Annotated in this window: 24 protein-coding genes and 2 riboswitches; of the genes, 14 read left to right on the forward strand and 10 right to left on the reverse strand. The window is 55.4% G+C overall.

Annotation, left to right across the window (positions count from 1 at the left end; genetic code table 11):
• The first annotated feature begins 109 nt into the window (after positions 1–109).
• On the forward strand, positions 110–1,606 hold the full coding sequence (locus REH51_RS16290) for a glycoside hydrolase family 32 protein (protein ID WP_498936340.1): 1,497 nt from the start codon (positions 110–112) through the stop codon (positions 1,604–1,606).
• A 69-nt stretch (positions 1,607–1,675) separates the two neighbouring features.
• On the opposite strand, the gene REH51_RS16295 is transcribed toward REH51_RS16290, so the two are convergent.
• From REH51_RS16295 to edd, 4 genes are read right to left on the reverse strand one after another with little or no spacing between them, the layout of a single operon-like run.
• Positions 1,676–2,635 (reverse strand): carbohydrate kinase family protein, encoded by a 960-nt coding sequence (locus REH51_RS16295; RefSeq protein WP_009723654.1) that lies wholly within the window; start codon positions 2,633–2,635, stop codon positions 1,676–1,678.
• Positions 2,636–2,677: 42 nt separating this feature from the next.
• The gene (locus REH51_RS16300; protein WP_009723653.1) at positions 2,678–3,547 is read right to left on the reverse strand and encodes an aldo/keto reductase; all 870 of its coding nucleotides are present in this window, start codon (positions 3,545–3,547) and stop codon (positions 2,678–2,680) included.
• A gap of 16 nt (positions 3,548–3,563) precedes the next feature.
• Positions 3,564–4,529: a glucokinase gene (glk, locus tag REH51_RS16305; protein WP_498936342.1), complete on the reverse strand. Its 966-nt coding sequence runs from the start codon at positions 4,527–4,529 to the stop codon at positions 3,564–3,566.
• Positions 4,529–6,418, reverse strand: coding sequence for a phosphogluconate dehydratase (edd, locus tag REH51_RS16310; RefSeq protein WP_009723651.1), 1,890 nt, complete (start codon positions 6,416–6,418; stop codon positions 4,529–4,531). Before edd ends, glk begins: the two co-directional genes overlap by 1 nt.
• Before the next feature lie 293 nt (positions 6,419–6,711).
• Between edd and cobT the strand changes: the two genes are divergently transcribed.
• The 8 genes from cobT to REH51_RS16350 are packed head-to-tail and all read left to right on the forward strand — an operon-like array spanning position 6,712 to position 12,850.
• On the forward strand, positions 6,712–7,761 hold the full coding sequence (gene cobT, locus REH51_RS16315; protein ID WP_498936344.1) for a nicotinate-nucleotide--dimethylbenzimidazole phosphoribosyltransferase: 1,050 nt from the start codon (positions 6,712–6,714) through the stop codon (positions 7,759–7,761).
• Entirely contained in the window at positions 7,758–8,471 is a 714-nt protein-coding gene (locus REH51_RS16320) for an adenosylcobinamide amidohydrolase (RefSeq protein WP_009723649.1), read from the forward strand. Before cobT ends, REH51_RS16320 begins: the two co-directional genes overlap by 4 nt.
• A complete protein-coding gene (cbiB, locus tag REH51_RS16325) occupies positions 8,465–9,478 on the forward strand; it encodes an adenosylcobinamide-phosphate synthase CbiB (RefSeq protein WP_498936346.1) in 1,014 nt (337 codons plus the stop codon). Before REH51_RS16320 ends, cbiB begins: the two co-directional genes overlap by 7 nt.
• Positions 9,475–10,590, forward strand: a complete 1,116-nt coding sequence (cobD, locus tag REH51_RS16330) for a threonine-phosphate decarboxylase CobD (RefSeq protein ID WP_498936348.1) — start codon at positions 9,475–9,477, stop codon at positions 10,588–10,590. The genes cbiB and cobD overlap by 4 nt, the downstream gene beginning before the upstream one ends.
• The gene (locus tag REH51_RS16335; protein WP_009723646.1) at positions 10,574–11,107 is read left to right on the forward strand and encodes a bifunctional adenosylcobinamide kinase/adenosylcobinamide-phosphate guanylyltransferase; all 534 of its coding nucleotides are present in this window, start codon (positions 10,574–10,576) and stop codon (positions 11,105–11,107) included. The genes cobD and REH51_RS16335 overlap by 17 nt, the downstream gene beginning before the upstream one ends.
• Positions 11,104–11,880 (forward strand): adenosylcobinamide-GDP ribazoletransferase, encoded by a 777-nt coding sequence (gene cobS, locus REH51_RS16340; RefSeq protein ID WP_009723645.1) that lies wholly within the window; start codon positions 11,104–11,106, stop codon positions 11,878–11,880. Before REH51_RS16335 ends, cobS begins: the two co-directional genes overlap by 4 nt.
• On the forward strand, positions 11,817–12,470 hold the full coding sequence (locus tag REH51_RS16345; protein ID WP_009723644.1) for a histidine phosphatase family protein: 654 nt from the start codon (positions 11,817–11,819) through the stop codon (positions 12,468–12,470). The genes cobS and REH51_RS16345 overlap by 64 nt, the downstream gene beginning before the upstream one ends.
• Entirely contained in the window at positions 12,422–12,850 is a 429-nt protein-coding gene (locus REH51_RS16350; protein WP_009723643.1) for a bifunctional adenosylcobinamide kinase/adenosylcobinamide-phosphate guanylyltransferase, read from the forward strand. Before REH51_RS16345 ends, REH51_RS16350 begins: the two co-directional genes overlap by 49 nt.
• 4 nt (positions 12,851–12,854) lie before the next feature.
• Here REH51_RS16350 and REH51_RS16355 read toward each other — a convergent pair whose 3' ends face one another.
• Positions 12,855–13,472: a hypothetical protein gene (locus REH51_RS16355; RefSeq protein WP_009723642.1), complete on the reverse strand. Its 618-nt coding sequence runs from the start codon at positions 13,470–13,472 to the stop codon at positions 12,855–12,857.
• Between the two features lie 74 nt (positions 13,473–13,546).
• Positions 13,547–13,776: riboswitch (cobalamin riboswitch) on the forward strand.
• A gap of 142 nt (positions 13,777–13,918) precedes the next feature.
• Here REH51_RS16355 and REH51_RS16360 point away from each other — a divergent pair.
• The 4 genes from REH51_RS16360 to REH51_RS16375 all read left to right on the forward strand — a co-directional run bounded on the left by REH51_RS16360 (position 13,919) and on the right by REH51_RS16375 (position 18,438).
• The gene (locus tag REH51_RS16360) at positions 13,919–15,721 is read left to right on the forward strand and encodes a TonB-dependent receptor domain-containing protein (RefSeq protein WP_009723641.1); all 1,803 of its coding nucleotides are present in this window, start codon (positions 13,919–13,921) and stop codon (positions 15,719–15,721) included.
• Between the two features lie 82 nt (positions 15,722–15,803).
• Entirely contained in the window at positions 15,804–16,697 is an 894-nt protein-coding gene (locus REH51_RS16365) for a cobalamin-binding protein (protein ID WP_143759752.1), read from the forward strand.
• Positions 16,697–17,668 carry a FecCD family ABC transporter permease gene (locus REH51_RS16370; protein WP_498936350.1) on the forward strand — a complete coding sequence of 324 codons (972 nt, stop codon included), beginning with the start codon at positions 16,697–16,699 and terminating at the stop codon, positions 17,666–17,668. Before REH51_RS16365 ends, REH51_RS16370 begins: the two co-directional genes overlap by 1 nt.
• Positions 17,668–18,438 (forward strand): ABC transporter ATP-binding protein, encoded by a 771-nt coding sequence (locus REH51_RS16375; protein ID WP_498936352.1) that lies wholly within the window; start codon positions 17,668–17,670, stop codon positions 18,436–18,438. The genes REH51_RS16370 and REH51_RS16375 overlap by 1 nt, the downstream gene beginning before the upstream one ends.
• 167 nt (positions 18,439–18,605) lie before the next feature.
• On the opposite strand, the gene REH51_RS16380 is transcribed toward REH51_RS16375, so the two are convergent.
• Positions 18,606–19,622: an IS30 family transposase gene (locus REH51_RS16380; RefSeq protein ID WP_234667734.1), complete on the reverse strand. Its 1,017-nt coding sequence runs from the start codon at positions 19,620–19,622 to the stop codon at positions 18,606–18,608.
• 83 nt (positions 19,623–19,705) lie between these two features.
• On the opposite strand from REH51_RS16380, the gene REH51_RS16385 reads away from it, so the two are divergent.
• Positions 19,706–19,891 carry a tautomerase family protein gene (locus REH51_RS16385; RefSeq protein WP_009723636.1) on the forward strand — a complete coding sequence of 62 codons (186 nt, stop codon included), beginning with the start codon at positions 19,706–19,708 and terminating at the stop codon, positions 19,889–19,891.
• 44 nt (positions 19,892–19,935) lie between these two features.
• On the opposite strand, the gene REH51_RS16390 is transcribed toward REH51_RS16385, so the two are convergent.
• The 4 genes from REH51_RS16390 to REH51_RS16405 all read right to left on the reverse strand — a co-directional run bounded on the left by REH51_RS16390 (position 19,936) and on the right by REH51_RS16405 (position 23,060).
• On the reverse strand, positions 19,936–20,700 hold the full coding sequence (locus REH51_RS16390; protein WP_009723635.1) for an ABC transporter ATP-binding protein: 765 nt from the start codon (positions 20,698–20,700) through the stop codon (positions 19,936–19,938).
• On the reverse strand, positions 20,700–21,764 hold the full coding sequence (locus REH51_RS16395; RefSeq protein WP_039869166.1) for a FecCD family ABC transporter permease: 1,065 nt from the start codon (positions 21,762–21,764) through the stop codon (positions 20,700–20,702). Before REH51_RS16395 ends, REH51_RS16390 begins: the two co-directional genes overlap by 1 nt.
• 15 nt (positions 21,765–21,779) lie before the next feature.
• Entirely contained in the window at positions 21,780–22,793 is a 1,014-nt protein-coding gene (locus REH51_RS16400) for an ABC transporter substrate-binding protein (protein WP_009723633.1), read from the reverse strand.
• An 84-nt stretch (positions 22,794–22,877) separates the two neighbouring features.
• Positions 22,878–23,060 (reverse strand): cupredoxin domain-containing protein, encoded by a 183-nt coding sequence (locus REH51_RS16405; RefSeq protein ID WP_050801099.1) that lies wholly within the window; start codon positions 23,058–23,060, stop codon positions 22,878–22,880.
• Positions 23,061–23,127: 67 nt separating this feature from the next.
• A riboswitch (cobalamin riboswitch) is annotated at positions 23,128–23,319 on the reverse strand.
• Positions 23,320–23,429 lie beyond the last annotated feature (110 nt).

The following is a 23,429-nucleotide window of genomic DNA, read 5'->3' on the forward strand; positions in this document are numbered from 1 at the left end:
GCATATTGCCATGCTCGGGCTTTTTTGTGCGCTCCATCTAACGGCGTAAGGCAGAGAAGAAAAAAGCGTGTTAGCCTCAACTTAATCGATTAAGTAAGGGTTTTTAACATTGAATCTCGTCAAATTTACTCCTCTCAGGCCAACGCTGCATTTTACGCCGCCTACCGGCTGGATGAATGATCCCAACGGGCTCGTGTATTTCGAAGGAGAGTATCATCTCTTTTATCAATACCATCCCCATGACACGGTATGGGGGCCAATGCACTGGGGTCATGCAGTGAGCACCGATCTCTGCCATTGGGAACACTTGCCTATTGCGCTGGCGCCAGATGCCCAAGGCGCGTGTTTTTCAGGTAGTGCCATCGTGGATGAGCATGATGTGACGGGGCTGTTTGACGGCCAGCCGGGGCTGCTGGCGTTTTATACCTGTCACCGAGTGCTTTCCGATGACCCTGAAAATTATGAGCAGTCACAGTGTTTGGCTTATAGCCGCGACAAGGGGCGCACTTGGCATCAATACGCCAATAACCCATTGCTGCCCGCACCAGGGTTTAAAGATTTTCGCGACCCAAAAGTGTTCTGGCATGCCGCTACCCAGCGTTGGGTAATGGCGCTGGCTTGTGGTCAGGGAATTCATTTTTACACCTCGGAAAACCTATTGCACTGGCAATTTGCCAGTGCGTTTGGCGAGGGCCATGGGGCGCATACTCAACACCCCTGGGAATGCCCCGATTTGTTCGAACTACCTGTGGATGGCGCTGAAAATTGCCAGGCGACTAGCCGTTGGGTATTAATCGTAGGCATTGGTGCTACGCCAGATAATGCTTTTGGCTCGTTCACACAATATTTTGTGGGCGAGTTTGACGGGCAGCGTTTTACTAACGACCACTCGCCAGATGACGTCATGATGATGGACGAAGGGCGTGATTTTTACGCCGTGCAGAGCTGGTCGAATATTCCGGGGCGCCGTTTAGCCGTGGCTTGGCTGAATAATTGGCAGTATGCCAATCATGCGCCTGAAGCTGGCTGGCGGGGAATGATGAGCCTGCCCAGAGAGTTAACCCTGCGTGCGACATCGAGCGGCATTCAGCTTTGCCAGCGTATCGCCAGCGAGTGCCATGAGGCGCTGACAGCCGTACCGCATACTATCTCGCCACAGGCAATGCTGGGTGTTGGGCAATATAGCGTTTTAACCTCTTTGCCATCGGTAAGCCGTGGTTTGCTTGAACTGACCTTAACGGCTGGGAGCCGAGTAGCGTTGTCGCTCCAGCAGGGAGATCATCAACAACTTACTCTTGAAGCGGGAGAGGAGGACGTTGCACTTCGCTACACGCGTAATGGGGTGAACGGACAAGCAGCTTTCGATGACCATTTCGCCTGTGACCATGCAGCGGGCAGCGTTGATGGTTTAACGATCACGGTAGAGTGGTGGTGTGATCATGGCTCGCTGGAGATCCTGGTTAACGGCGATACGCAACAGCGAGCGATTACTCAGGTTAGCTATACAGGCCTAACGACAGGCTCGATTGATGTGCGCGTCTTGGAAGGCAGCGCTGAGTTGCTTGGCGGCAGTGTGGTATCGAGTAAAGGTGCGGTAGCGCATTAGTGGGATTTAGCGTGTACGTAGGATGCGTGATTAAGGGCGTGCTGTTGCACGCCCTTTTCACTACAGGCGTTACGTATTTCTTAGCGCTTCAATATCGCTATGGGTCGGCAGTGCGGCGTAGGCACCTGGGCGTGTCACTGCGTGAGCGCCACAGCGGCAGGCAATATCTACTGCGCGGATTAGAAAGGCACTGTCTTGGTGCCAGTTATCATCAATGCCGTGCCGTGAAAGCTCAGCGAGTAGGCCGCCAATAAACGCATCACCGCCAGCAGTGGTATCGACAGCGGCCACCGGAGGGGGTGTGATGGTGTGGTCAAGGCCAACGCCTTTCAACGCCACGTTGTTAGGGCCGTCGGTGATTAAAATCACTTTTACCCCGGCGGCTAGTCGCTGAGATAGCCACGCTTCCTGTGAATGGTCGCCACGAAGATAATCAAGCTCATCTAGTGAGACTTTAACGAGATCGGCGTTATCCAATAGCTCAGTTACCAGCCAGAGGTCGGCTGACCCTTCGGTCCACAGGTTGTGGCGGAGGTTGGCATCCACGCTGACTAAACAGCCTGCGCGCTTCGCCATAGCGGCAATCGCTAAGGTGGTGTCGGCAATCTCGGGGTCAGTCAAACTGTTGCTGCACAAGTGAACAATCGCCGGTTGTTCAAACACGCCGTGTGGCAGATGCTCTAGGCGATAAAGCAGGTCGGCTGCCGGTGGGCGATAAAAATCAAATGTGCGCTCGCCGCTACTGTCTCTGGAGACAAACGCCAGCGCAGTGCGTGCTTCTTTAGTCAGCACCACGCCCTGAGTATCCACGCCATGGCTTTTCAGCTCACGAATCAGGAAGTGGCCAAACGTATCGTCACCCACCATGCCTAAAAACTGGCTGGGTACGTTAAGTCGGGCACAGGCAACCGCAACGTTAGCAGGCGCGCCACCCGCGTAAGGCGTGAAGGTTTCTTGGCCAGTGTCATCGCCTAAGCGGCTGGACAGCATATCAACCAAGGCTTCACCGAAAGCAATCACCGGCGTCATAAGTCATTCCTTATCATTATATTATTAATGTTGATGAAGGGGTTACGCGACGCAGTAGCCTCGCGCGGCCTCTAAAAGCTCGTACCATGTCTCTCTTGAAAGCGTCTCTGGCCCGTCGAGCATGTCAGCAATACGCTCAGGCTTTACACTGCCTACTACGGGAATCGGCCGGCTAGGCAATGACCGCAACCAAGCCAGCGCTAACGCATTAGGGGTGTAGTTTTGCTCTTGGGCTACGCGGTTAAGAACGTTGCCGACATCGCCTTGCATTAGTGTGCCGCCCGCTAGCGGTGACCAGGCCATTGGCGCATGGCCGTCGGCGCAAAGATCATCAAAGCTGCCATCAAACAGGGGGGCGTTATGGCTAATGGAAAGCTCGATTTGGTTGGCTCGTAAAGGGTGATGCATGGCGTTTTGCAGTCTACGCCACTGACTTGGCAAGTGGTTAGAAATGCCCGCAGCGCCAATTTTGCCTGCATTGATAGCGTCATCAAGAGTACGGCCAGTCGCTTCTGCGTTCATTAATAAGTCAGGGCGATGAATTAAAAAGTGATCTAGTCGTTCGACGCCAAGGCGGTTAAGTGCATTGTCAATGGCGCGGCTTAGATAATCCGGGCTGGCGTTGTAGTGTTTCACCTTGCCAGAGCCGTGGGCTGGGTTATCGTTGGCAATGCTGGCTTTGGTCACAACGTGAAGCCGCTTGGCCAGGTTAGGGCGGGTGCGCAGCGCTTGGCCAAACAGTGTCTCACACGCACCGTTCCCGTAAATGTCGGCATGGTCGAACCAGTGCAACCCCTGCTCGATGCGGGCTTCGATCCAGTCGGCAAGGTGATTCGCTTGGTGCATCTCAGGTGCTTCATGCAGGCGCATCATGCCGAGAACAAAGGGCACATCGAAAGTGTGAGCAGGCATGGATATTCCTAATAAGTTAAAAGACTTCTTCGTTATGCAGCGCTTCGGCGGCTCCGAGCAGCCCTGTCCACGGGTGAGTAACAATCCACACGGGAATATCGGCGTTATAAGCGCCCATCCGGCCTTTGTTCACAAAGCTATCGCGTAGCTCGGTTTTGGTTAGCCACTCCAGCAGGCGCGGTAAAATTCCGCCGCATAGATAAACGCCGCCCCTGGCTCCCATTGTTAGGGTCGCGTCGCCGCATACATCGCCGAGGATTTTTAAAAAGCGCAACAAGGTGGCGGTGGCGGTAGGGTCACCCTGGTTGGCGGCTTGGGTAACCTCTGCTGGCGTCGTGTAGCTAGGCGCTTGCTCGTTCAGCGCACAATGGGCTTGATACAGCTCCAGTAGGCCCTGGCCGCATAAAATGCGTTCCACGCTGACTCGTTGGTAATGTTGTAGAAACACATCCAGCAGTGCACGCTCGGTGCTGTCAGTGGGGGCAAACGTGACGTGACCGCCTTCAGTGGGGAGAGGTATCCAAGCATGCTGGCCGGGGAAAACGCCAGCAACACCCAAGCCTGTACCGGGGCCTATCACTAGGCGGGTAGAGTGAGACTGAGCCACACCCGCTTGCACTTCTACCAAATTGTCGGTGTCCACATGGGGGACGCCTAGCGCCTGGGCGGTAAAGTCGTTAATCACTTTGAATAGCGACAGATTCAGCGTTTGCTGAACATCGCTTTTCATAAAATCCCAGTGATTATTGGTCATCTTGACTCGCTCGGCGTGAACCGGGCAGGCAAACGCCAGACAGGCTTCCACCGGTGCATTTTCCCCGGTGGCTCCCACGCGCTCCAGGTAGTCCTGAATCGCGTCGATAACACCAGGGTAGTCAGCACAGGGAAGATTAATAATATCGTGGGGCGTCACCTCACCTGGCGTGACGAGCGCCAGGCGTGCATTGGTACCACCAATATCACCAATTAATGCCGGTCGCATCAGGCATCCTCTTGAAGAATCTGGTCCTGTTGGCGGGCAAGGTCGTCGGCTTCAAAGCCGCCCAACGAGCCTGCGCCTTCTTCACCACGCATGGCTAAGTGGCGGAAGCCGCTAAACAGTTCGCGGCCCAGGCCTACGTGATAGTGGTCCAGATTAGCCACCACGCGTTCGCGATCTGCCCAGGTAGCCGCCTCTACTTTGGCTTCCAGCGTACCGGCGTTGGCGTCCAGGCGCACAATGTCGCCGTCGCGCAGTTTCGATAGCGGGCCGCCGTCCAGTGCTTCTGGACTAATATGGATCGCAGCAGGCACTTTACCCGACGCGCCGGACATACGCCCATCGGTCACCAGTGCCACTTTGAAACCACGGTCCTGCAGTACGCCCAGGAACGGCGTCAGTTTGTGAAGTTCCGGCATGCCATTGGCTTTTGGCCCCTGGAAGCGCACCACAACGATGACATCGCGATCTAAGTCGCCAGACTCAAACGCAGCCTTCATTTCGTTCTGGTCGGCGAAGATTTTCACCGGTGCTTCTACTACACGATGTTCGTCGGCAACGGCGGATACTTTGATCACGCCGCGTCCCAGGTTGCCTTTCATTACCGTTAGGCCGCCAGTCGCTGCGAAGGGGGTAGCGACTGGGCGTAAAACGTTTTCATCTAAGCTGCTTTCTGGACCTTCGCGCCAAACCACTTTGCCATTTTCCAGGAAGGGCTCTTGTGTGTAGGCCGTCAGGTCGGTGCCGAACACCGTCGGGATATCGCCGTGCAGTAAGCCAGCACCCAGCAGTTCGCGGAACAGGTAACTCATGCCGCCTGCCGCCTGGAAGTGGTTAATGTCTGCTTGGCCGTTAGGGTATACCTGCATCAGGCTGGGCGTTACGGCGGAGAGATCTGTGAAGTCGTCCCAGTTCAGCGTAATACCCGACGCAGCGGCCATGGCAATCAAATGCATCGTATGGTTGGTTGAACCGCCAGATGCCAATAAACCTACCACCGCGTTGACGATGGCGCGTTCATCGATCTGCTTATAGAAAGGGCGGTAGTCGCCGCCAGGTTCAGTGTTGCGAATAGCCTGTTCGGTCGCGTAGCGGGTCAAGGCTTCGCGCATTTCCGTGCCTGGGTTCACAAACGAGGTGCCGGGCAGGTGAAGACCCATCACTTCCATCATCAGCTGGTTTGAGTTGGCTGTGCCGTAGAAGGTGCAGGTGCCAGGGCTGTGATAGGAGTCAGACTCCGCTTGCAGCAGCTCTTCGCGGCCCACTTTGCCTTCTGCGTATAGCTGACGGATGCGCGCTTTCTCTTTGTTCGGTAGGCCGCTGGGCATTGGGCCGGCGGGTACGAACATGGCAGGCAGGTGACCAAAGCGTGCCGCTGCGATAAACAGACCAGGGATAATCTTGTCGCACACGCCCAGATAAAGGGCAGCATCAAACATGTTGTGTGAAAGCCCAACCGCAGCAGCCATCGCAATCACGTCGCGGGAAAACAGCGACAGTTCCATGCCCGGTTGCCCTTGGGTAACCCCATCACACATGGCAGGAACACCACCGGCAAACTGGGCGGTTGAGCCCATGGCGCTAGCAGCGGCTTTGATGGTTTCCGGAAAGGTTTCAAACGGCTGGTGGGCCGACAGCATATCGTTGTAAGAAGAAATGATCCCCAAGTTGGCGCTGTTCATTAGCTTCAGGGAGTCTTTCTCTTGGGGGCTACACGCGGCAAAGCCGTGGGCCAGGTTACCGCAGGATAGCTCTGCACGGTGCACACCACGCTTATGCTGGTCCGCCATGCGTTGCTCATAGAGAGCACGCCGCTCAGCAGAGCGCTCACGAATGCGTTGGGTAACCTCAGCAACGGTAGGATTTAAAGTAGCGGGTGTTGAGCTCGGCATAGAGACCTCTGCATGGTAGAGACGGTGAGTCAAGTTTGTAGTTATTTTACATCTTTTTGAGTCGATATAAGAGACTTTACGGCAATAAAAACCATATTTGTAGTTTTATTACCCCTGGTTAATAGCAACTATCGTCGTAAATGATGATGCTTTTATGAACATTACAGCTAACAGGGCAATCCATCCCCGGAAGGGGTTGTTGCGTGTTGAAGCAGCTTAAAGCGCAAGTATAGCAGCCGCGCTTTTGCTACCATCTGGCGCAAAATGAATTCGATTGCTGCCCTGGAGCTGCTATGCATCCCATCGTTAACCAAGTCACGCCACTTGATAGCCACACTGGCGCATTAACGCTTCGCTATATTGATACGCTCACTAAGCCGCCGGGCAGCCTCGGCCAGTTAGAGGCATTGGCCGTTACGCTTAGTGAGATCACTGGTGAATGTCAGCCAAGCATCACGCCACCGGCGATCATTGTCTTTGCTGCTGATCACGGGGTTGCTGAAGAGGGCGTTTCGGCCTTTCCACAAGAAGTGACGGCGCAAATGGTGGCTAACTTTGCCCATGGCGGGGCGGCGATCAACGTCTTTGCCAGACAAATTGGTGCCCAGGTTGAGGTTGTGGATGTTGGTGTTGCGTCACCGCTGGCAATGCCTGGCGTGATTGATGCCAAAGTGCGCGCGGGCACCGCCAATATGGTGCTTGAAGATGCCATGAGCCGTGACGAAGCGCTGGCTGCGTTACAGGTAGGCTGCGAAGCGGTTGAGGGAGCCGTTCAGGCGGGCGCGAAATGCATTATTGTTGGTGAAATGGGCATTGCTAATACCACGTCAAGCAGCGCCATGCTGGCGGCACTGACAGGTAAACCAGTGGCCCAGTTAGTGGGCGCTGGCACCGGTATTAGTAGCGACCAGCAGGCTCATAAAGTAGCGGTGATCGAGCGGGCGCTAAGCGCACGCCAAGCTAATGCCGAAGACCCCATGGAGGTGTTAAGCAAGCTAGGCGGGTTAGAGATCCCCGCCATGACAGGTGCTTATTTAGCCACGGCGGCCAATCGCTTGCCGGCCATTGTGGATGGCTTTATTGCTACGGTTGCTGCCCTGACGGCCTGCCGTTTATGTCCGGCGGTGCGCGGTTATTTGATTTTTGGACATCGTTCTGAAGAGCCTGGCCATACCACGGCCCTTGAGGCGCTTGATGCGTCGCCGCTGCTAGCCCTGGGAATGCGCCTGGGAGAAGGCAGTGGCGCGGCGTTGGCATTTCCTTTATTGCGAGCCGCCGCCGCGATGCTCAGTGAAATGGCCACCTTTGCTGATGCGGGCATTAGTGATAATGCTGCCCCATGAGCGAGATTGATACGCTTTCATTTAGCCAGCCGCTAATGTGGTCGCAAAGCGAACACTGCTTGGTGGTGTCTGCTGCTGAGCCACTGTATACCCTGAGTAGCGCGCTTGTGGGGGGCGGGTTTGGTCATCGCCAACACTTCGCAAATTTCCACGTCGATAAAGACTACGACGGCCATCACCCAAAAGACGACCTGCTACGTTGGCTGGCAAATCAGCGGCTACCGCTATCCGCTGTTGCGATGATGACTGCAGTGCGTCTGCACAGCGTTTGTGCCGTCAGCGTACCGTTGGCTGAAACACCCAATGGCGTGCTCGCGGTGGTTACGGCAGGCGTTGGCAACGCGGTGGATATTAGCGTTTCAAGCGATTCAGACCCTCGTTTAGAGCTGCGAAGCACACCAAAGGTGGGCACTATTAATACGTTTCTTTTTTTAGATGCTTATTTAACTGAGGGTGCGCTGGTTAATGCCTCTCTCTCGGCAACGGAAGCGAAAGTTCAGGCGCTGAGAAAAGTAGGCGTTATCGACCCATTCAGCGGAACGCCCGCCACCGGCACATCAACCGATAGCCTGTCTATCGCCGCTACGCAGCGTGGCGATCCAACACCTTATGCAGGCTCTGGCACTGCTATTGGGCGGGCGATTGGCCAAGCAGTTTATCAGGCGACGTTGGGGTCGCTGACGAAATCGCAGCAGGCTTCACCATGCTAGGGTTAGCGTCTGTCGTTTTAGTAGCGATTGCGATTGTCATTGATTTAGTCGTTGGCGACCCCCGCTCGCTACCGCACCCCGTGGTAATAATAGGACGTGCCATCAGCGCACTTGAGCAGCGCTGGAACCAGGGAAGTGATAAGCGCCGTCGGCTCCTGGGCTTTTTACTCACTGCAACCATTGTGCTGGGCACGTTTAGCCTTGCTTGGCTGAGTTTGGTGGTACTGACTTGGGTGCATCCTTGGCTTGGGCTAGCTGCCGAGCTATGGCTGCTGGCGACAACGCTGGCCATAAAAGGCTTGGCTGAAGCGGGGCGCGCCATTGCCGTGCCGCTGGCTAACGGTGATTTTGCATCGGCGCGAAATGCACTTGCCATGGTGGTGGGGCGTGATACCGAGCAACTGGATGAAGCGGAAATTACCCGCGGTGCGGTGGAAACCATTGCAGAAAATACGGTGGACGGCATCACCTCGCCGCTTTTCTTCGCTCTTATCGGCGGTGCGCCGCTGGCGCTGGCTTATAAAGCAATCAACACGCTGGACTCCATGGTGGGCTACCAAAACAAACGTTACAGCGACTTCGGTTATGCCTCGGCGAAGCTCGATGATATGGCTAACTGGCTGCCCGCAAGGCTGACCGCGCTCTGTTTGTGGGCTGCCGGGGTGCTGATCAGCTGGCACTCGTCGGCGCTATATTGGCGTCGAGCCATTACGGCTACCTGCCGCGAAGCGCCCCGTCCCCCAAGCCCTAAGGCGGGGTGGCAAGAAGCCATGGTCGCGAATCTGTTGGGTGTGCAACTGGGCGGCACCAATGTTTATCAGGGCGCGGTTTCCCATCGAGCAACCCTTGGCTCCCCGCTGGAAACACTGACGTTTTCGCATATCAACGTCACGATTAAATTGATGCACGGTGCTTGGCTGCTGTTTTTCTTGTTAATGGCCGTGTTGATGAGTGTATTAGCGGGCGTATTAATGGGGTCGGCAGGCGCGAGGGGCGTATGGTTATGAGTCGTCAAACCACTGTTTACGAGGCGGCTGATTGGCCAAGCCATGGTGGCCAGGCTGCGTCGCTGCTGAAGCGTTTTGGATTACCTGCCGACCATATGGTTGACGATGTGAGCGCTAACCTTAACCCGCTTGGGCCGCCCGAGTGGGTAGCAAGCTGGCTGGTAGCGCGGTTTGGTGGGCTTAGCCGCTACCCCTCGCCAGACTACGCTGCAGCCCGGCAGGCCATTGCGGCGCACAACGGTGTTCAGCCAGCACAAGTACTGCTGACCAATGGTGGGGCGGAAGCCATTTTTCTTGCCGCGGCGCTGCATGCCGGTGGCCGAGCCTTATTACTGGCTCCCAGCTTTGGTGAATACGCCAGAGCCTGTTCTGCCCACCGCCTTGAAACAACCGAGCACGTGTTGCCCGCGCCGCATTTTGCTTGTGAGGTGGCTGACCTGCTAGAGAAAGCGGCAAGCGCCGACGTGGTGTTTCTGTGCCGCCCGAATAACCCGACTGGCACGCTGATACCCATTGACGCAGTAGAGACGCTACTAGCGCATACGCAGACAACCGGTACCCAGGTGGTGGTTGATGAAGCGTTTATCGACCTATCGATAGACGTTGAGTTGTTGACGCCGCTGCTTAAGCGTTACTGTCATTTAGTGCTGCTACGCTCAATGACTAAGTTTTATACCTTGCCTGGATTGCGCCTAGGCTACGTGCTGGCTTCGGAAAACATAGTAGCCACCATGAGCCACCACCAGCCGCCCTGGAGTGTGAACCACCTTGCCGCCGAACTGGTGGCGCCGCTGTTAGCGGATAGTGAATTTTCACGGCTCCCCCAGCAGTGGTTGGCCAGTGAGCAGCCACGTATGGGCAAGGCGTTGCAAACGCTAGGGCTTGAGGTGGTGCCTAGTCATAGCTGCTTTTTTCTTGTGCGGCCTGGTGTTTTACAGCGTGAACACGGCGTGACCAGCGCAGACCTTTTTGAACGCATGCTTTATAAAGGACTATTGGCGAGACATACCCATAGTTTTAAGGGGCTTGAGGGCAGTTGGTTACGCTTGGCACTGCGTGATGAGTCGGCAAATAACCGATTGCTAAAGGTGTTGCATGATTGTCTTTGTTAGTGGGGGGGCTCGCTCTGGAAAAAGCCAAGTAGCGGAGCAGCGTGTGCTCAGTGCGGCGGGTGACGCCAACTGCTATTACATTGCCACCGCCCGTGTTTACGACGCAGAAATGGCCGACCGAGTATCTCGCCATCAGGCACGCCGGGAAGGCCAATGGGTAACGCTAGAGACGCCACTTGCGATTGACCAAGCCATTGCCCAAGTACCCGATCACCACGCGGTGCTGCTCGATTGTTTAACTCTCTGGGCAGGACAAGTGCTGTTTGGCGCTGAGCCAAATGAAGAATTCAGTGATGAGCAAGGCCTGGCGCTGCTGGCTCGCTGCCTACGTGATGCACAAGCACGGGGGCTGACATTAGTAATTGTGTCGAACGATCTCAACGAAGAGCTGATTCCTGATCAGCCGGCTACTTGGCGCTACGTTGAGTTTATCCAGTGCCTGCACCGTTGGTTAGCGGCGGAAGCTGACTCAGTGCTTGAAGTCATTGCGGGCTGTGCCATGGAGTGGAAACGATGAAAGATGCGCTGTTCGGCCTGATGCTCGCGCTACAATTTCTAACCCGAATTCCGATTCCTGTTGCCTGCCCATGGACACCTGCCACCCGTCGGTGGGCAATCCGCGCCTATCCGTTGGTAGGTTTATTAATTGGCAGCGTGCTGGCGTTAAGCGCGCTGCTATTAAGTTTTATAGCGTCGCCTGTTCCCATCACTGCGTTGTTACTACTTAGTTTATGGGTAGCGCTTTCTGGTGGTTTGCATCTCGATGGTGTAATGGACCTTGCCGACGCGTTAGGTAGTAACCAACCCCTTGAGAGGCGTTGGGAAATCATGAAGGACGCTCAGATAGGCAGTTTCGGTATCCTGGCATTGCTGTTTTTGCTGGCTTGGAAGGGCGTTTTGCTGTGGGCACTGTTGGCTTATCAAGCACCGCTGTGGTGGCTGGTGGCGGTGCCTGCATTAGGCCGGTTTGCTGGGGTCGCGCTACTGATTTTTACCCCCTGCGCTCACTCGAAAGGTCTCGCATGGAGCTGGCAGCAGTCGCTTAGCCCCCGTGATGCTGGCTATGCTTTGCTACCGTTGGTGCTGCTTGGCGCGGCGTCCCCTGCATTGTTTGCCTGGGGGGTAGCCATCGTCGTGTGGGTGGTAATCGCCAGAAGGTTACTGCTGTGTCTATTTAACGGCATCAATGGCGATATGGTTGGTGCCACCATTGAAGGAGGAGAGCTTTGGCTACTGGTCTTAATGTGGAGCTGGTGGCAGTTCGCCACGGTATCACCGCCTGGAATTTAGAGCGCCGTTACCAAGGGCAGCGCGATATTCCGCTGCTGTTTCCTGATGCGGAAGAGGGGTTGCTGGCACTGCGTGACGCACTGGCAGAAGAGCGCTTTGACGCTATTTATTCAAGCGATTTAAACCGCTGTCAGCAAACCCTCGGATGGTCGCAGGCGGCAAAGCCGGGTGTGCCGCTCTATCTAGAGCCACGGCTACGGGAGCTAGATTTTGGTGACTATGAAGGTAAAGTTTATGATGAGTTAAAAGACTTGCCCCATTATCGCGCTTGGATTGACAGTGTGGGTGAGCTGCAAATTCCAGGCGGCGAATCTTCCGGCCAGCTACGTGATCGATTAAATGCTTGGCTTGAACAGGTGGCCGCCCATGCGCGTGAACATCATTATCAGAAAGTGCTGGTCGTAACTCACGGCGGGGTAATCCGTGAGTTACGGCGTCGTTTCGAAACCATTGGTTTTTGGGAAGGCATCGTTCACCAAGCGCAGGGGCGGCGTTGGCAACTGACGTATCAAGAACGTGAAGATGGCAAAGGAGAGTGGCAATGCAGCTGTTCATCGGCGGTGCCTGTGCAGGTAAGCGCGACGCTGTAAAAGCACGCTTTCCCAGTGCTGTTTGGTGGCGGCTCTCCCCAGGGCAGCGTTTACACGAAGCGACCCACATCATGCAGCCCAATGTGCCTCTTGTGCTTCACGGTGTATTTGAGTGGTTAGCGGCAGTGCATAGCTCGGATAGGGGCAGCGATGCGTGGCGGGCCCAATGGCGGAAAGATCTGGCCAGCCTGGAGACTGCAGCACAAACCCATGGCGTAACGCTGGTCATCATCATGAACGAGTTAGGGCGGGGTATCGTACCCATGGCCCGAGACCAGCGTCGCCTGCGCGATTTAAGCGGCTGGTTTAGCCAAGATACCGCCGCCCAATCCGAGCAGGTCTGGCATGTACGGCATGGGTTAGTGCAGGCGGTTAAGTAGTGGGCTAGGCTTGGCTCCTCCAACGCTGCCAGCCAATCATCAGCAGATGCACTGGCAGGTAAACTATGACGGGCCAGAGCAGCGTGAGTAGCAACAGATAGAGCAACGGGTCGAGGCTATCCTGGGGGTGGCCGAAGGGGCCATGGACCCAATTGATATTGCGCTCGGCTTCGGTTAGCAGATAGGTCAATGGCACCACAACCCAAGTTAGCAGGGTCTGCAACATCAGGGCGCGGCGGGCATAGCCAAGCTTGGTGATACCGATACCCGCCACCAGCGGAAGCACCACGTGGTAGAGCGACATAGCTCGTGCCATGGGAGGATGCTCTGGGTCAAACATATACTCGGTGCCGCCGATAGGATGTATGCCAGTGAGTGCCGCCGTGGCGACGTCCAGGCTCCATAAACTGCCGACCAGTGCCACTGCTAGCCATTGCATCGACATCAGAGTGCGCTGCTCTGTCCACAGTGCCACCAGCAGCAGAAAACTCGCCACGTTACACAGCCAAAAGAAGTTCTGCGCTCCCAGCAGCACTACGTAGCTTGGTGCCCAGACCAGGATCCACAGTGTAAAAGCCAGCTTTAACCAGCGGGGTACACCGGCTGCCGAGGACTCGATCATGACCGTCTCCTGTTCCGTGCAGTGCCTTTACTCTAGCAGCTCATCATGAATTGACCTCCACACGGCAAGTTGCTAGTTTACGCGCACTCTCAGGTGCTGGTGGCCATTATCGCCATCAGTTAAACGGGAAGTTGGTGAACACTTACGTGAATCCAACGCTGCCCCCGCAACGGTGATCGAGATAAGAACGGCTAAAGACGCCACTGTGCTAATGCATGGGAAGGTGGTCGTTCGGAAAGGCATGGTTTCTGTTACCCGCCTTTCGCTCGTCAGCCCGGAGACCGGCCTAAGAGGAATGGTTCTAAAGGACCACAACATACCGAGACGCGGAGGGCGTGCTCAGGGTGATATAGGTAGCTGCTTGGTTACCAATCTCCCTTAAGTTCCCTTTGCCCGGTCAAAAAAACACGCTGTGCGGGTGAGCACAGTGAGCAAGGGACCTCCTCATGCCTTACCGTTTTCATTCCACCGCCACGCTGGCGGCGTTTGCGATGGCTGCACTGCCTATGGCCGTTCAAGCCCAATCGAACGCACAGCCTGCTGCGAATATGTTAAACCCCGTTGTTGTTACCGCCGCACTTGCTCCGCGTACTGCCAACGAAAGCCTGTCCTCGGTGACTGTGCTGGATGAGGCAACGTTACGCCGCCAAGATCCGGTAAGTATTACCGACTTGTTGCGCGGCCAGCCTGGGGTGGATGTTTCCACGAACGGCAGCTTTGGCAAAAACAGCAGCGTTTTTATTCGTGGTAGTGGTAGCGGCCAAAATGTACTGTTGATTGACGGGATTCGTCTTCGCTCTGCCACCAGTGGTGGGGCAGCCTGGCAGCATTTGGAACCGCGCATGTTTGATCGTGCCGAAATTGTGCGTGGTCCGCGTGGCAGCCTATACGGTGCCGACGCGATTGGCGGCGTTATTCAGCTGTTTACCCCTCAAGGTGAAGAAGACGGCCCGCAGCCGCGTGTTTCCGTTGGTGGTGGATCATTTAATACCCAGCGCTTAAGTGCGAGTATTAGCGGTAAAGAAGGCGGCACCCGCTATAGCTTTGCAGGTGGTCACTTCACCACTGAGGGTCAGCCGGTTCGACGCGACGGAGACGATAAGGGCTATGACAACACCACGGCTTTAGCACGGGTGTCTCACACCTTTGAAAGCGGTGCAGAAGCGGGCGTGTTGGCGCTTCGTGCCCGTGGTCACAACGAATACGATGGCGGTGAAAACGATTTCGTTCAGCAGGTGGCGGGTGTCTACGGTGAGCTGCCGATAACCGATAACTGGCGCAGCCGTTTAACACTCAGCGAATCTCGTGATGAAAGCGATAACATCGATAACTTTGGTGACTCAGTGTTTAACACCAAGGTGAGGACTGCGCGCTGGGAAAATACCTTTACGGCGGGCGTCCACGAGCTGATTGCGGGCGGTGAATACAGCGAAGACCGAGTCAATAGCACCACGGCGTACGATGAAACCAGCCGTAGCAACGCGGCGGTATTTACCCAAGCCTTACTCGATTTTGCACCGTTTACTCTGCAAGCCAGCTTGCGCTTTGATGACAATGAAGCTTACGGCGAAGAAGTCACTGGCAGCGTAGGCGTGGGCTATGATCTAGACGGTCATCACACCTTGCGTGCCAACTACGGTACAGCCTTTAACGCACCCACTTACAACCAGCTCTATTTCCCAGGCTTTGGTAATCCCGACCTGGAGTCTGAAACGTCGGACAGCATTGAGGTAGGCGTGCGCGGTCAGTATGCCCATTGGTTCTGGGATGCGGCGCTTTATCAAACCGATATCGATAACTTGATTACTGGCCAGGGATTGCTGTCTAACGTACCCGAAACCCGTATTCGTGGGGCTGAGCTGGCTGCTGGCGTTGAACTTGACGATTGGACGTTAGCCGCAGCGCTGACCTACACCGACCCTGAAAACCGCCTAACAGGTAAGCGCCTGCAAAACCGCGCCTCACAAAGCCTGCGCTTAGACGTAGACCGTGAGCTTGGCGACTGGTCGGTGGGTGGGTCCTGGATTGCTCAAAACCACCGTTACCGTGATGCACAGAATCAAGACCGTCTAAGCGGTTACGGGCTGGTTAACCTGCGTGCAGGTTGGCAGTTTGCCCCGTTGTGGAGCGCTCGAGTAACGTTGGAAAACGCGTTGGATCAAGATTACATTACAACGCGCTCTTTTGATGGTGCCGACTATATTAACGCAGGCCGTGCAGGATTTTTAAGCGTTCACTATGGCCAATAAAAAAGCGAATCAGAGATTTTTTAAACATTGCGGGGCCACTGGCCCCGCAATGTTATCAAGTCGATTCATACTAAGCTTATCAATGCTCAGTGGTGTGATTTCCAGCTCCGTATTGGCAGATGACCACAGCCGCTGCGCGGTAGATGATCGTGACCGTGAGGTGTGTCTGCACACTGCTGCTCGACGGATTGCCACGCTCTCACCTGGGGCGACTGAGCTGACCTACGCTGCGGGCGCAGGAGAACAAGTGGTCGCCGTGGTGAGCTACAGTGACTATCCACCAGAGGCCAAAGACGTTGCGTCCGTTGGCAGTCACACGCGCATTGATTTAGAGACGTTAGTGGGGCTGGCGCCTGATTTAGTGATCGGCTGGGTAACCGGAAATCCTGCCGAGCAAATGGAAACCCTTGAAGCGCTGGGGATGCCGGTGTTCTATATTGAGCCGCGAACGGTTGACGACGTCGCTCATACCATCGAACGGCTGGCGCGATTAGCGGGAACGGAGCCTGCAGGCCAGCAGGTGGCTGATGATTTTAGAGAGGGCATGGCTGACCTGGCAGCTCGCTATCATAATCGTGACCCCGTGCGCACTTTCTACCAAGTGTGGGATCAACCACTGATGAGTGTGAATGATGAGCACCTCATCGGCCAAGTGGTGCAACTTTGCAGTGGTGAAAACGTGTTTGGCGATCAGCCGCGCTTGGTGCCAAGGTTGGATGACGAAGCCGTGCTGGTGGCCAATCCTGAAGCCATCATCGCCGGTGGTATGGGGGAAGAGAACCGCCACTGGCTGACCCACTGGGAGCAATACCCTCATCTTTCCGCCGTGGCGGATGATAGCCTCTATTTTGTGCCCCCATCGCTTATTCAACGGCCCACGCCACGCCTGTTAGAGGGTGCTCGGTTGCTGTGTGAAAAACTAGAGCAAACCCGCCAAAAGCGCACGGCAGCACAAGCGATGAGCAGGAGCTCTTAATGACAGCGCGCCTGTGGCAATCCCTTAGCCTGCTGGCGCTCATTGCTATTGCCGCCATGCTGTTCTCTCTGGCAGTGGGCAGTGCTCAGCTTTCCGCCGCACAGCTTTGGGCGGTGGTACAAGGGCAAGGCGATGCGCTGGCGCGGACCATGGTGATTGATTTACGCCTTCCCCGTGCGCTCTCAGCTTTTGCTGTTGGCGGTTTGTTGGCGGTAGCTGGCGCTCTGATGCAAGTGCTGCTGCGTAATCCTCTTGCAGACCCTTATGTACTTGGGCTTTCAGGTGGTGCTTCTATCGGTGCATTGGCGGCCATGCTGGCAGGCGTGGGCGGCGTGTTTATATCAGGCTCGGCGTTTTTAGGCGCGCTGCTCTCCACGTTTCTGGTGTTTGGCCTCGCTCATGGTAGCGGCGGCTGGACGCCCTCACGCCTGTTGCTTACGGGCGTAGTCGTGGCGGCAGGCTGGGGCGCAGTGATTACCCTGATGTTGGCATTAAGCCCTGCTGACCGGCTGCCGGGTATGCTGTATTGGCTGATGGGAGATCTCTCCTACGCGCGTACTCCCTGGCCGCCGCTGCTGCTGTTATTACTCACCTGTATTGTCTTGATTCCCTTGGGCCGTAGCTTAAATGTGCTGGCCAGAGGCCCACAGCAAGCGGCGGCATTGGGCGTTGACGTGCGACCGCTGGAGTGGGGGGTTTACATCGCGGCCAGCCTGTTAACCGCCGCAGCCGTTACCACAGCGGGCAGCATTGGCTTTGTCGGCTTTGTGGTGCCGCACATGCTGCGCCTGTTGCTGGGCAACGATCAGAGGTTGATATTGCCGGCCTGCGCCCTGGCTGGGGGTACCCTGTTGGTGCTGGCCGATACGCTGGCCCGTACGATAATTGCCCCGGAACAGTTGCCAGTGGGGGTGATTACCGCGCTGTTGGGTGTACCTACGTTCCTCTTTCTGCTTTACCGGAGCCGCTGATGAGCCGCCTGGTTACGCAAGACCTCATCATCAACGTGCCAGAAAGACGCGATGGCACGGCGATGAATATTGCCATCGAACCTGGGCAGATATGGGGCGTGCTTGGCCCCAACGGTGCAGGTAAAACCACGCTGCTGCATACCCTGGCAGGGCTATATGCGCCGCGTGCTGGGCAAGTGTTACTAGGGGAGCAACCCCTTGAAACGCTGTGTAGGCGGCAAATTGCACAAATGCTGGGAATGGTATTCCAGGAGCGCCTTGACGGCTTTCCCGCGACCGTGTTGGAAACCGCGCTGATTGGCCGCCATCCCTATCTTTCTTTATGGCAGATGGAAGGCGCAGACGACTATGCTCGGGCCGAGGCAGCGCTTGAGCAGTTGGACGTTGCGCACCTGCGCCACCGGCTTTTCAGTACGCTTTCGGGCGGCGAGCGCCAGCGAGTGGCGATGGCCACGGTACTGACTCAGGCACCCAGCATCTGGCTGGCCGACGAACCCACCAATCATCTTGATCTACACCACCAAAGTGCGGTGATGGCGTTGATGGCTCAGCAAGCTGCCCAGGGCAGTGCGGTGATGATGTGCCTACACGATTTAAATCTAGCCGCCCGCTGGTGTGACCACATTCTGTTGCTGTACCCAAGCGGTGAGGCCTGCTGGGGTCCGCGAGACACCATGCTAGTGCCCAGTGCGTTGGAAAGCCTTTACCGGCAGCGGCTGACGGTGGTTGAGGTTGAAGGCGCACCGGTGTTTGTGCCAATAAAGGAGTGATGTCGAGGTTGATTTATCTTAATCTTGATTAGGTATGTGGATCCGCAGTAAATTAGCGTTAAGCTCGCTAGTTGAGGGGCAGGGGGGCTTTGAAGTCAGTATCCATGAACAACCTTGCTCTCATCGACACATTAACCTGGCGGATGCAGACTCTGAGTGCAACACACTCATTGGATGGTTGATGGGCTTTCATGGTACTTGGCCATCAGCTCGCTCATCACTTCTATCGGACATTTAAATCCAAAGCGTTTTCGAGGTCGCATATTCAGCTCAAAGGCAATGGCGTCCAGCTCTTCCTGGCTATGTACTGAAAGGTCCGTTCCTTTCGGTAAATATTGACGGATAAGGCCATTGATATTCTCATTGGCCCCACGTTGCCAGGGGCTATGGGGATCGCAAAAGTAAATCGCAACGCCGGTTTCTTGAGTGATTTTTGCATGTTGTGCCATTTCACGCCCCTGATCATAGGTCATGCTTTTTCGAGCGGTGGTCGGCATTCGATTCAGAGCAGCACTAAAGCCTGCTACGGCGGAGGTGGCGGTGGCGTCGTCCATTTTTGCGAGGATCAGATAGCCACTACTAAGCTCTACCAAGGTGCCTACCGCGGACGCGTTATTCTTACCTTTGATCAGATCGCCTTCCCAGTGGCCGGGCATTTCACGCTTACTGACCTCGGGCGGACGTAAGTGAATGCTGACCATGTCAGGGATCTGGCCACGTCGATCCACTTCGCCACGGCGAGGCTTGCGTGTGGTTTTACCTTGTCGCAAGCAGTGAATCAGTTCCTTGCGAAGGTGGCCAACAGGCAAGGCATAAATGGCCGTGTAGATGGTCTCTCGGCAGACGTAGGCATCGCGCAAATCAGGTAGTTTCATCGTCTTGAGCTTGCCGCTAATTTGTTCGGGAGACAAGCGTCGCCGCAACATATGCACGATGAGATCAAACCGCTCGGTGCCTGGCAAAAGCTTACGCGCAGGACGACAGACCTCTCGACGCTTTTCTCGCTGACGTTGGGCGTACCGGGCGCAGTAACCGTTCTGGGCCATTTGGTTACGGCGTATTTCACGAGAGATGGTTGAAGGAGCTCGCCCCAGGAGCTGGGCAATATGCCGAAGGCTCATCCCTTGGGCTTGACCCACTTGGATGCTGGCACGTTCTTCAATACTGAGTTCGAGGTAAGACATGGGACAACACCTTAGCGAAATGCTCAGGTGTTGCACTCAGTTTCTGCGGCCAAGCCTTATTTACTTAGCTAGCAGGTGTCTGTATGCCCATCGTAACTATCCAACAGTCGCCACGTTCTGTTGAAATGAAGCGTGAACTGGCCAATAAGATTACGGAAGCGTTTGTTCAAGCCTATGAGGTACCGCCTGAAGCGGTGCAGATTTTCTTTTCTGAAACTAACCATGAGAATTGGGCAAAAGGTGGTGAGCTAGCCATTGACCGGAAGTAATAGTCAGAACTGTGGCTTCTGGCTGTGCTTCTTATTGATTTTAGCTAAACAGCATTGCGAAAACGCATGACCTGCTTGCCATCGACAGGGTCATCGATCACATGGGCATGCACACCAAAGGTCTGTTGTAGCCTGTTGGCAGTGAGCACGTCGTGGGGTGGGCCACTATCGATTAGGCGGCCGCTATCCATAACGCCGATGCGGTCGCACTCCATGGCTTGGTTAAGATCGTGCAGGGAAATAATCACGGTGATTGGCAGTTGCCTGACCAGCTCAAGAATCGAAAGCTGGTGGCGAATATCCAGGTGGTTGGTGGGTTCATCCAGTAGCAGGATATTAGGATGTTGAGCTAATGCCCTGGCAATATGCACGCGCTGGCGCTCACCGCCAGAAAGTGTATGCCAAAGCCTGTCTGCCATATGCGCCATATCGACATCTATCAGCGCTTTAGCCACGATGGCATCATCTTCAACTGACCAGGCGCGTAATGCGGAAAGGAAAGGTGTGCGGCCCAGCGCGACCACTTGGCGTACGGTAATTCTATCGGTGGTATCAGCCTGTTGCTCAACTAAGGCAATAGATTGAGCGATAGTCCGTTGTTTGAGGGCGTGTAAAGGCTGGCTATCAATCCGCACTTGGCCTGTCTTAGGTTTGTTCAAACCGGCCAGCAGACGCAGCAGGGACGTTTTCCCCGAGCCATTGGGGCCCACCAGACCAAAGGTCTGACCGGGCTCGACGGTGAGATTGACGTCAATGACCAGTGGCGTGCCATGTACCGCCCAAGTGAGTTGTTCTGCGGATAATTGCATTAATGCCTCTTGCCACGGACAAGAATAAGCGCAAAAGCGGGCGCGCCGATCAGAGATGTAATCACCCCGATGGGAAGCACCTGACCAGATACTAGAGTGCGCGAAAGAATATCTGAACCGATTAAAAATACCGCGCCAGCAAGCGCCGTGGCGGGTACCAACCGCGTGTGTTGGCTGCCGACAATAAAGCGCATCGCATGGGGGATGACCAAGCCAACAAAGCCAATCGCTCCTACGATGGAAACCATTACCGCAGTGACCAGCGCCATCGCGATAATCAACATGCCTCGTACCGGGCGCACTGCAATGCCCATAGACGCGGCGCTATCGGCTCCGAAGGTAAACGCATCAAGGGAACGGCGGTGCCATAGGCAAACCAGTAGCCCGAACAGCGCGGCAGGCACCGCTAGGGTAGCATCAGCCCAGCGCACCCCAGAGAGATTGCCCATCAGCCAAAACATAATGCCCCGTGCCTGTTCAGCACTTGCCGATTTGGTAATGATAAAAGCAGTCAGTGCATTAAACAGCTGTGAGCCAGCAATCCCCGCCAGAATAATCGCTCCTGCTGCCTGAACACCACGTCCACCACCGACACCGCTGTTGGCCGCATGGGCGAGCATTACGACGATGCCAAAGGCGAGTAGAGCACCAGCGAAGGCACCCAACGATAACGACAGCATGCCAGCGCCTAACCCAGCAACCGCCACTGCAACCGCACCCGTAGAAGCTCCAGCAGAAATGCCCATTAAATAGGGGTCAGCCAGAGGGTTACGCAGCAGGGCCTGCAATACCACTCCCGCCAGCGCCATGCTGGTACCGCAACAGGCGGCGACAACGGCACGGCTGAGGCGGTAGTTCCAGATAATACCCTCGTCGATTCTGTCAACCGGGTAATCGGCGCCAAGCAGTTGATTGGCAAGCACTTTGAGAATCGTATCAACGGGAATTGGTGTCTCGCCGATAGCGGTGCCCGCGATGAGCGCGGCCACCAGTACAAGAGGCGTCACCCAAAGCCAGCGCAACCCGAAGCGCCTAGTTGTTGGCCGTGATAGCGCTATGCTCATTCGTTAAAAGCCATATCAGTTGAAAGACATCGTCGATAGCGCCTCGGCTAATGACTCAAGGCCGTAAATACTGCGCATGGTGGCACTCATCGCATGGGCATCCATCTCTACGATGCGGTTATTTCTAACCGCCGTCATTTCGCTAGTGACGGGGTCACTGTGCAGAAACTCACGTTTTGCTTCGATGTCGTCAGCAGGAAAACGACGACGATCCATGGAGGCGATAACAATCACATCAGGGTCAGCCTTGGCGATGCTTTCCCAGCCAACGGTGGGCCACTCTTCATCAGACTCAATGACATTGCGAATGCCCAGTTTTTCCATCATATAGCCCGGTGCGCCAAGTTGGCCGGCAACGAAAGGGCTAACCCCGAGATCCGTTGATGAAAACCAAAATGCTGCCGAGAGGTCTTCTGGTAAATCAAGGCGACTTGCTAGGTTAATAGCGTGCTCTTCACGGGCGTTAAGATCGGCCACCAGGGCTTCACCAGCGTCTTGAACGTCATAAATTTTCGCCAGTTCAGTGATTCCTTTATAAATCGACTCCGTCGAGAAGGCGGCAGTGCGAGTACCATCGCCACCGGTAGAGTTATCCTTGGTGTCGCAATCGGCGGGCATGATGTAAGTGGCGATGCCTAGTTCATGGAACTGATTCCGGCTGGCCACGCTACCGGTGGGGCCCACGTGCCACTCGTACTGTACCGCAACTAAGTCAGGGCGCTTATTGACCACGGCTTCAAAGCTTGGGTCATCGTTGGCGATTCGCTCGATCTGTTCGTTGACCTCAGCAAATTGTGGTAAGACCGGATTAAACCAAACCGAGGTGCCATCCACTCGGTCAGCGAGACCAAGGGAGTAGAGGATCTCCGTGGCCGACTGGCCGATAGTCACCGTTCGCTGCGGGGCTGACGGCACACTTATTTCTGTGCCGCAATTGGATAGTGTGACAGGGTAAATGGTGTCATTGGCCATCGCGTATGAGGCAGGTAGCAGCGATGCGGCTATCAGTGAGTAACATACATGCTTCATTTCGGGTTCCTACAGAAGATGATTTTTAGATCATTTGTTATGTTATAACATTGTTTTTGCCTGAGCGAAAAACACTAGCATGTCTCAGCTGTTTGCAGACAAAATATCTAAAAATCGTTGCCGTGCGGCAGGCGGTAGGTTACCGGGTAGGTTGCTCTCAGAAGCAGAGGGATCACACATCTGGGTTCGCATGACCAATCCCATGGTGTCGCTTGGTGAGCACTGAATGCCCCAGATGCTTTCTTCATGTCCTGTTACCTCAATCATGTACACTCCCGTGCATGATGAGCGGCGTGCTCGACCAGATAAAATAGCTGGCCGAGCCGTCGCGCTCGATTAATTAACATGGTCGGCAGGTCTCCTGACTGACGGGTCATGGCTAGCTCGCCTTCCCAGACAATGCGTCCAGTGGCTCATTGAGCATCGCTCGCCGCCTACAGTTGCGGGGGCAGTTCCGTTTCGCGGGCAAGCCGCGGCGGATTCTCTATTAAGTTCCGAGGGGAACACCGACGTGGCTATTCTAGGTGGCGGGTGAAGGGCGAACAACAGAAAGCATGATCTTTCGGCTATCTTCATCTATTGACTTTGATAATTAATCCAATGCGGTTCTGATCATGTGCTAGTGAGGGCTGCCTC

Source organism: Halomonas bluephagenesis, assembly GCF_054790765.1.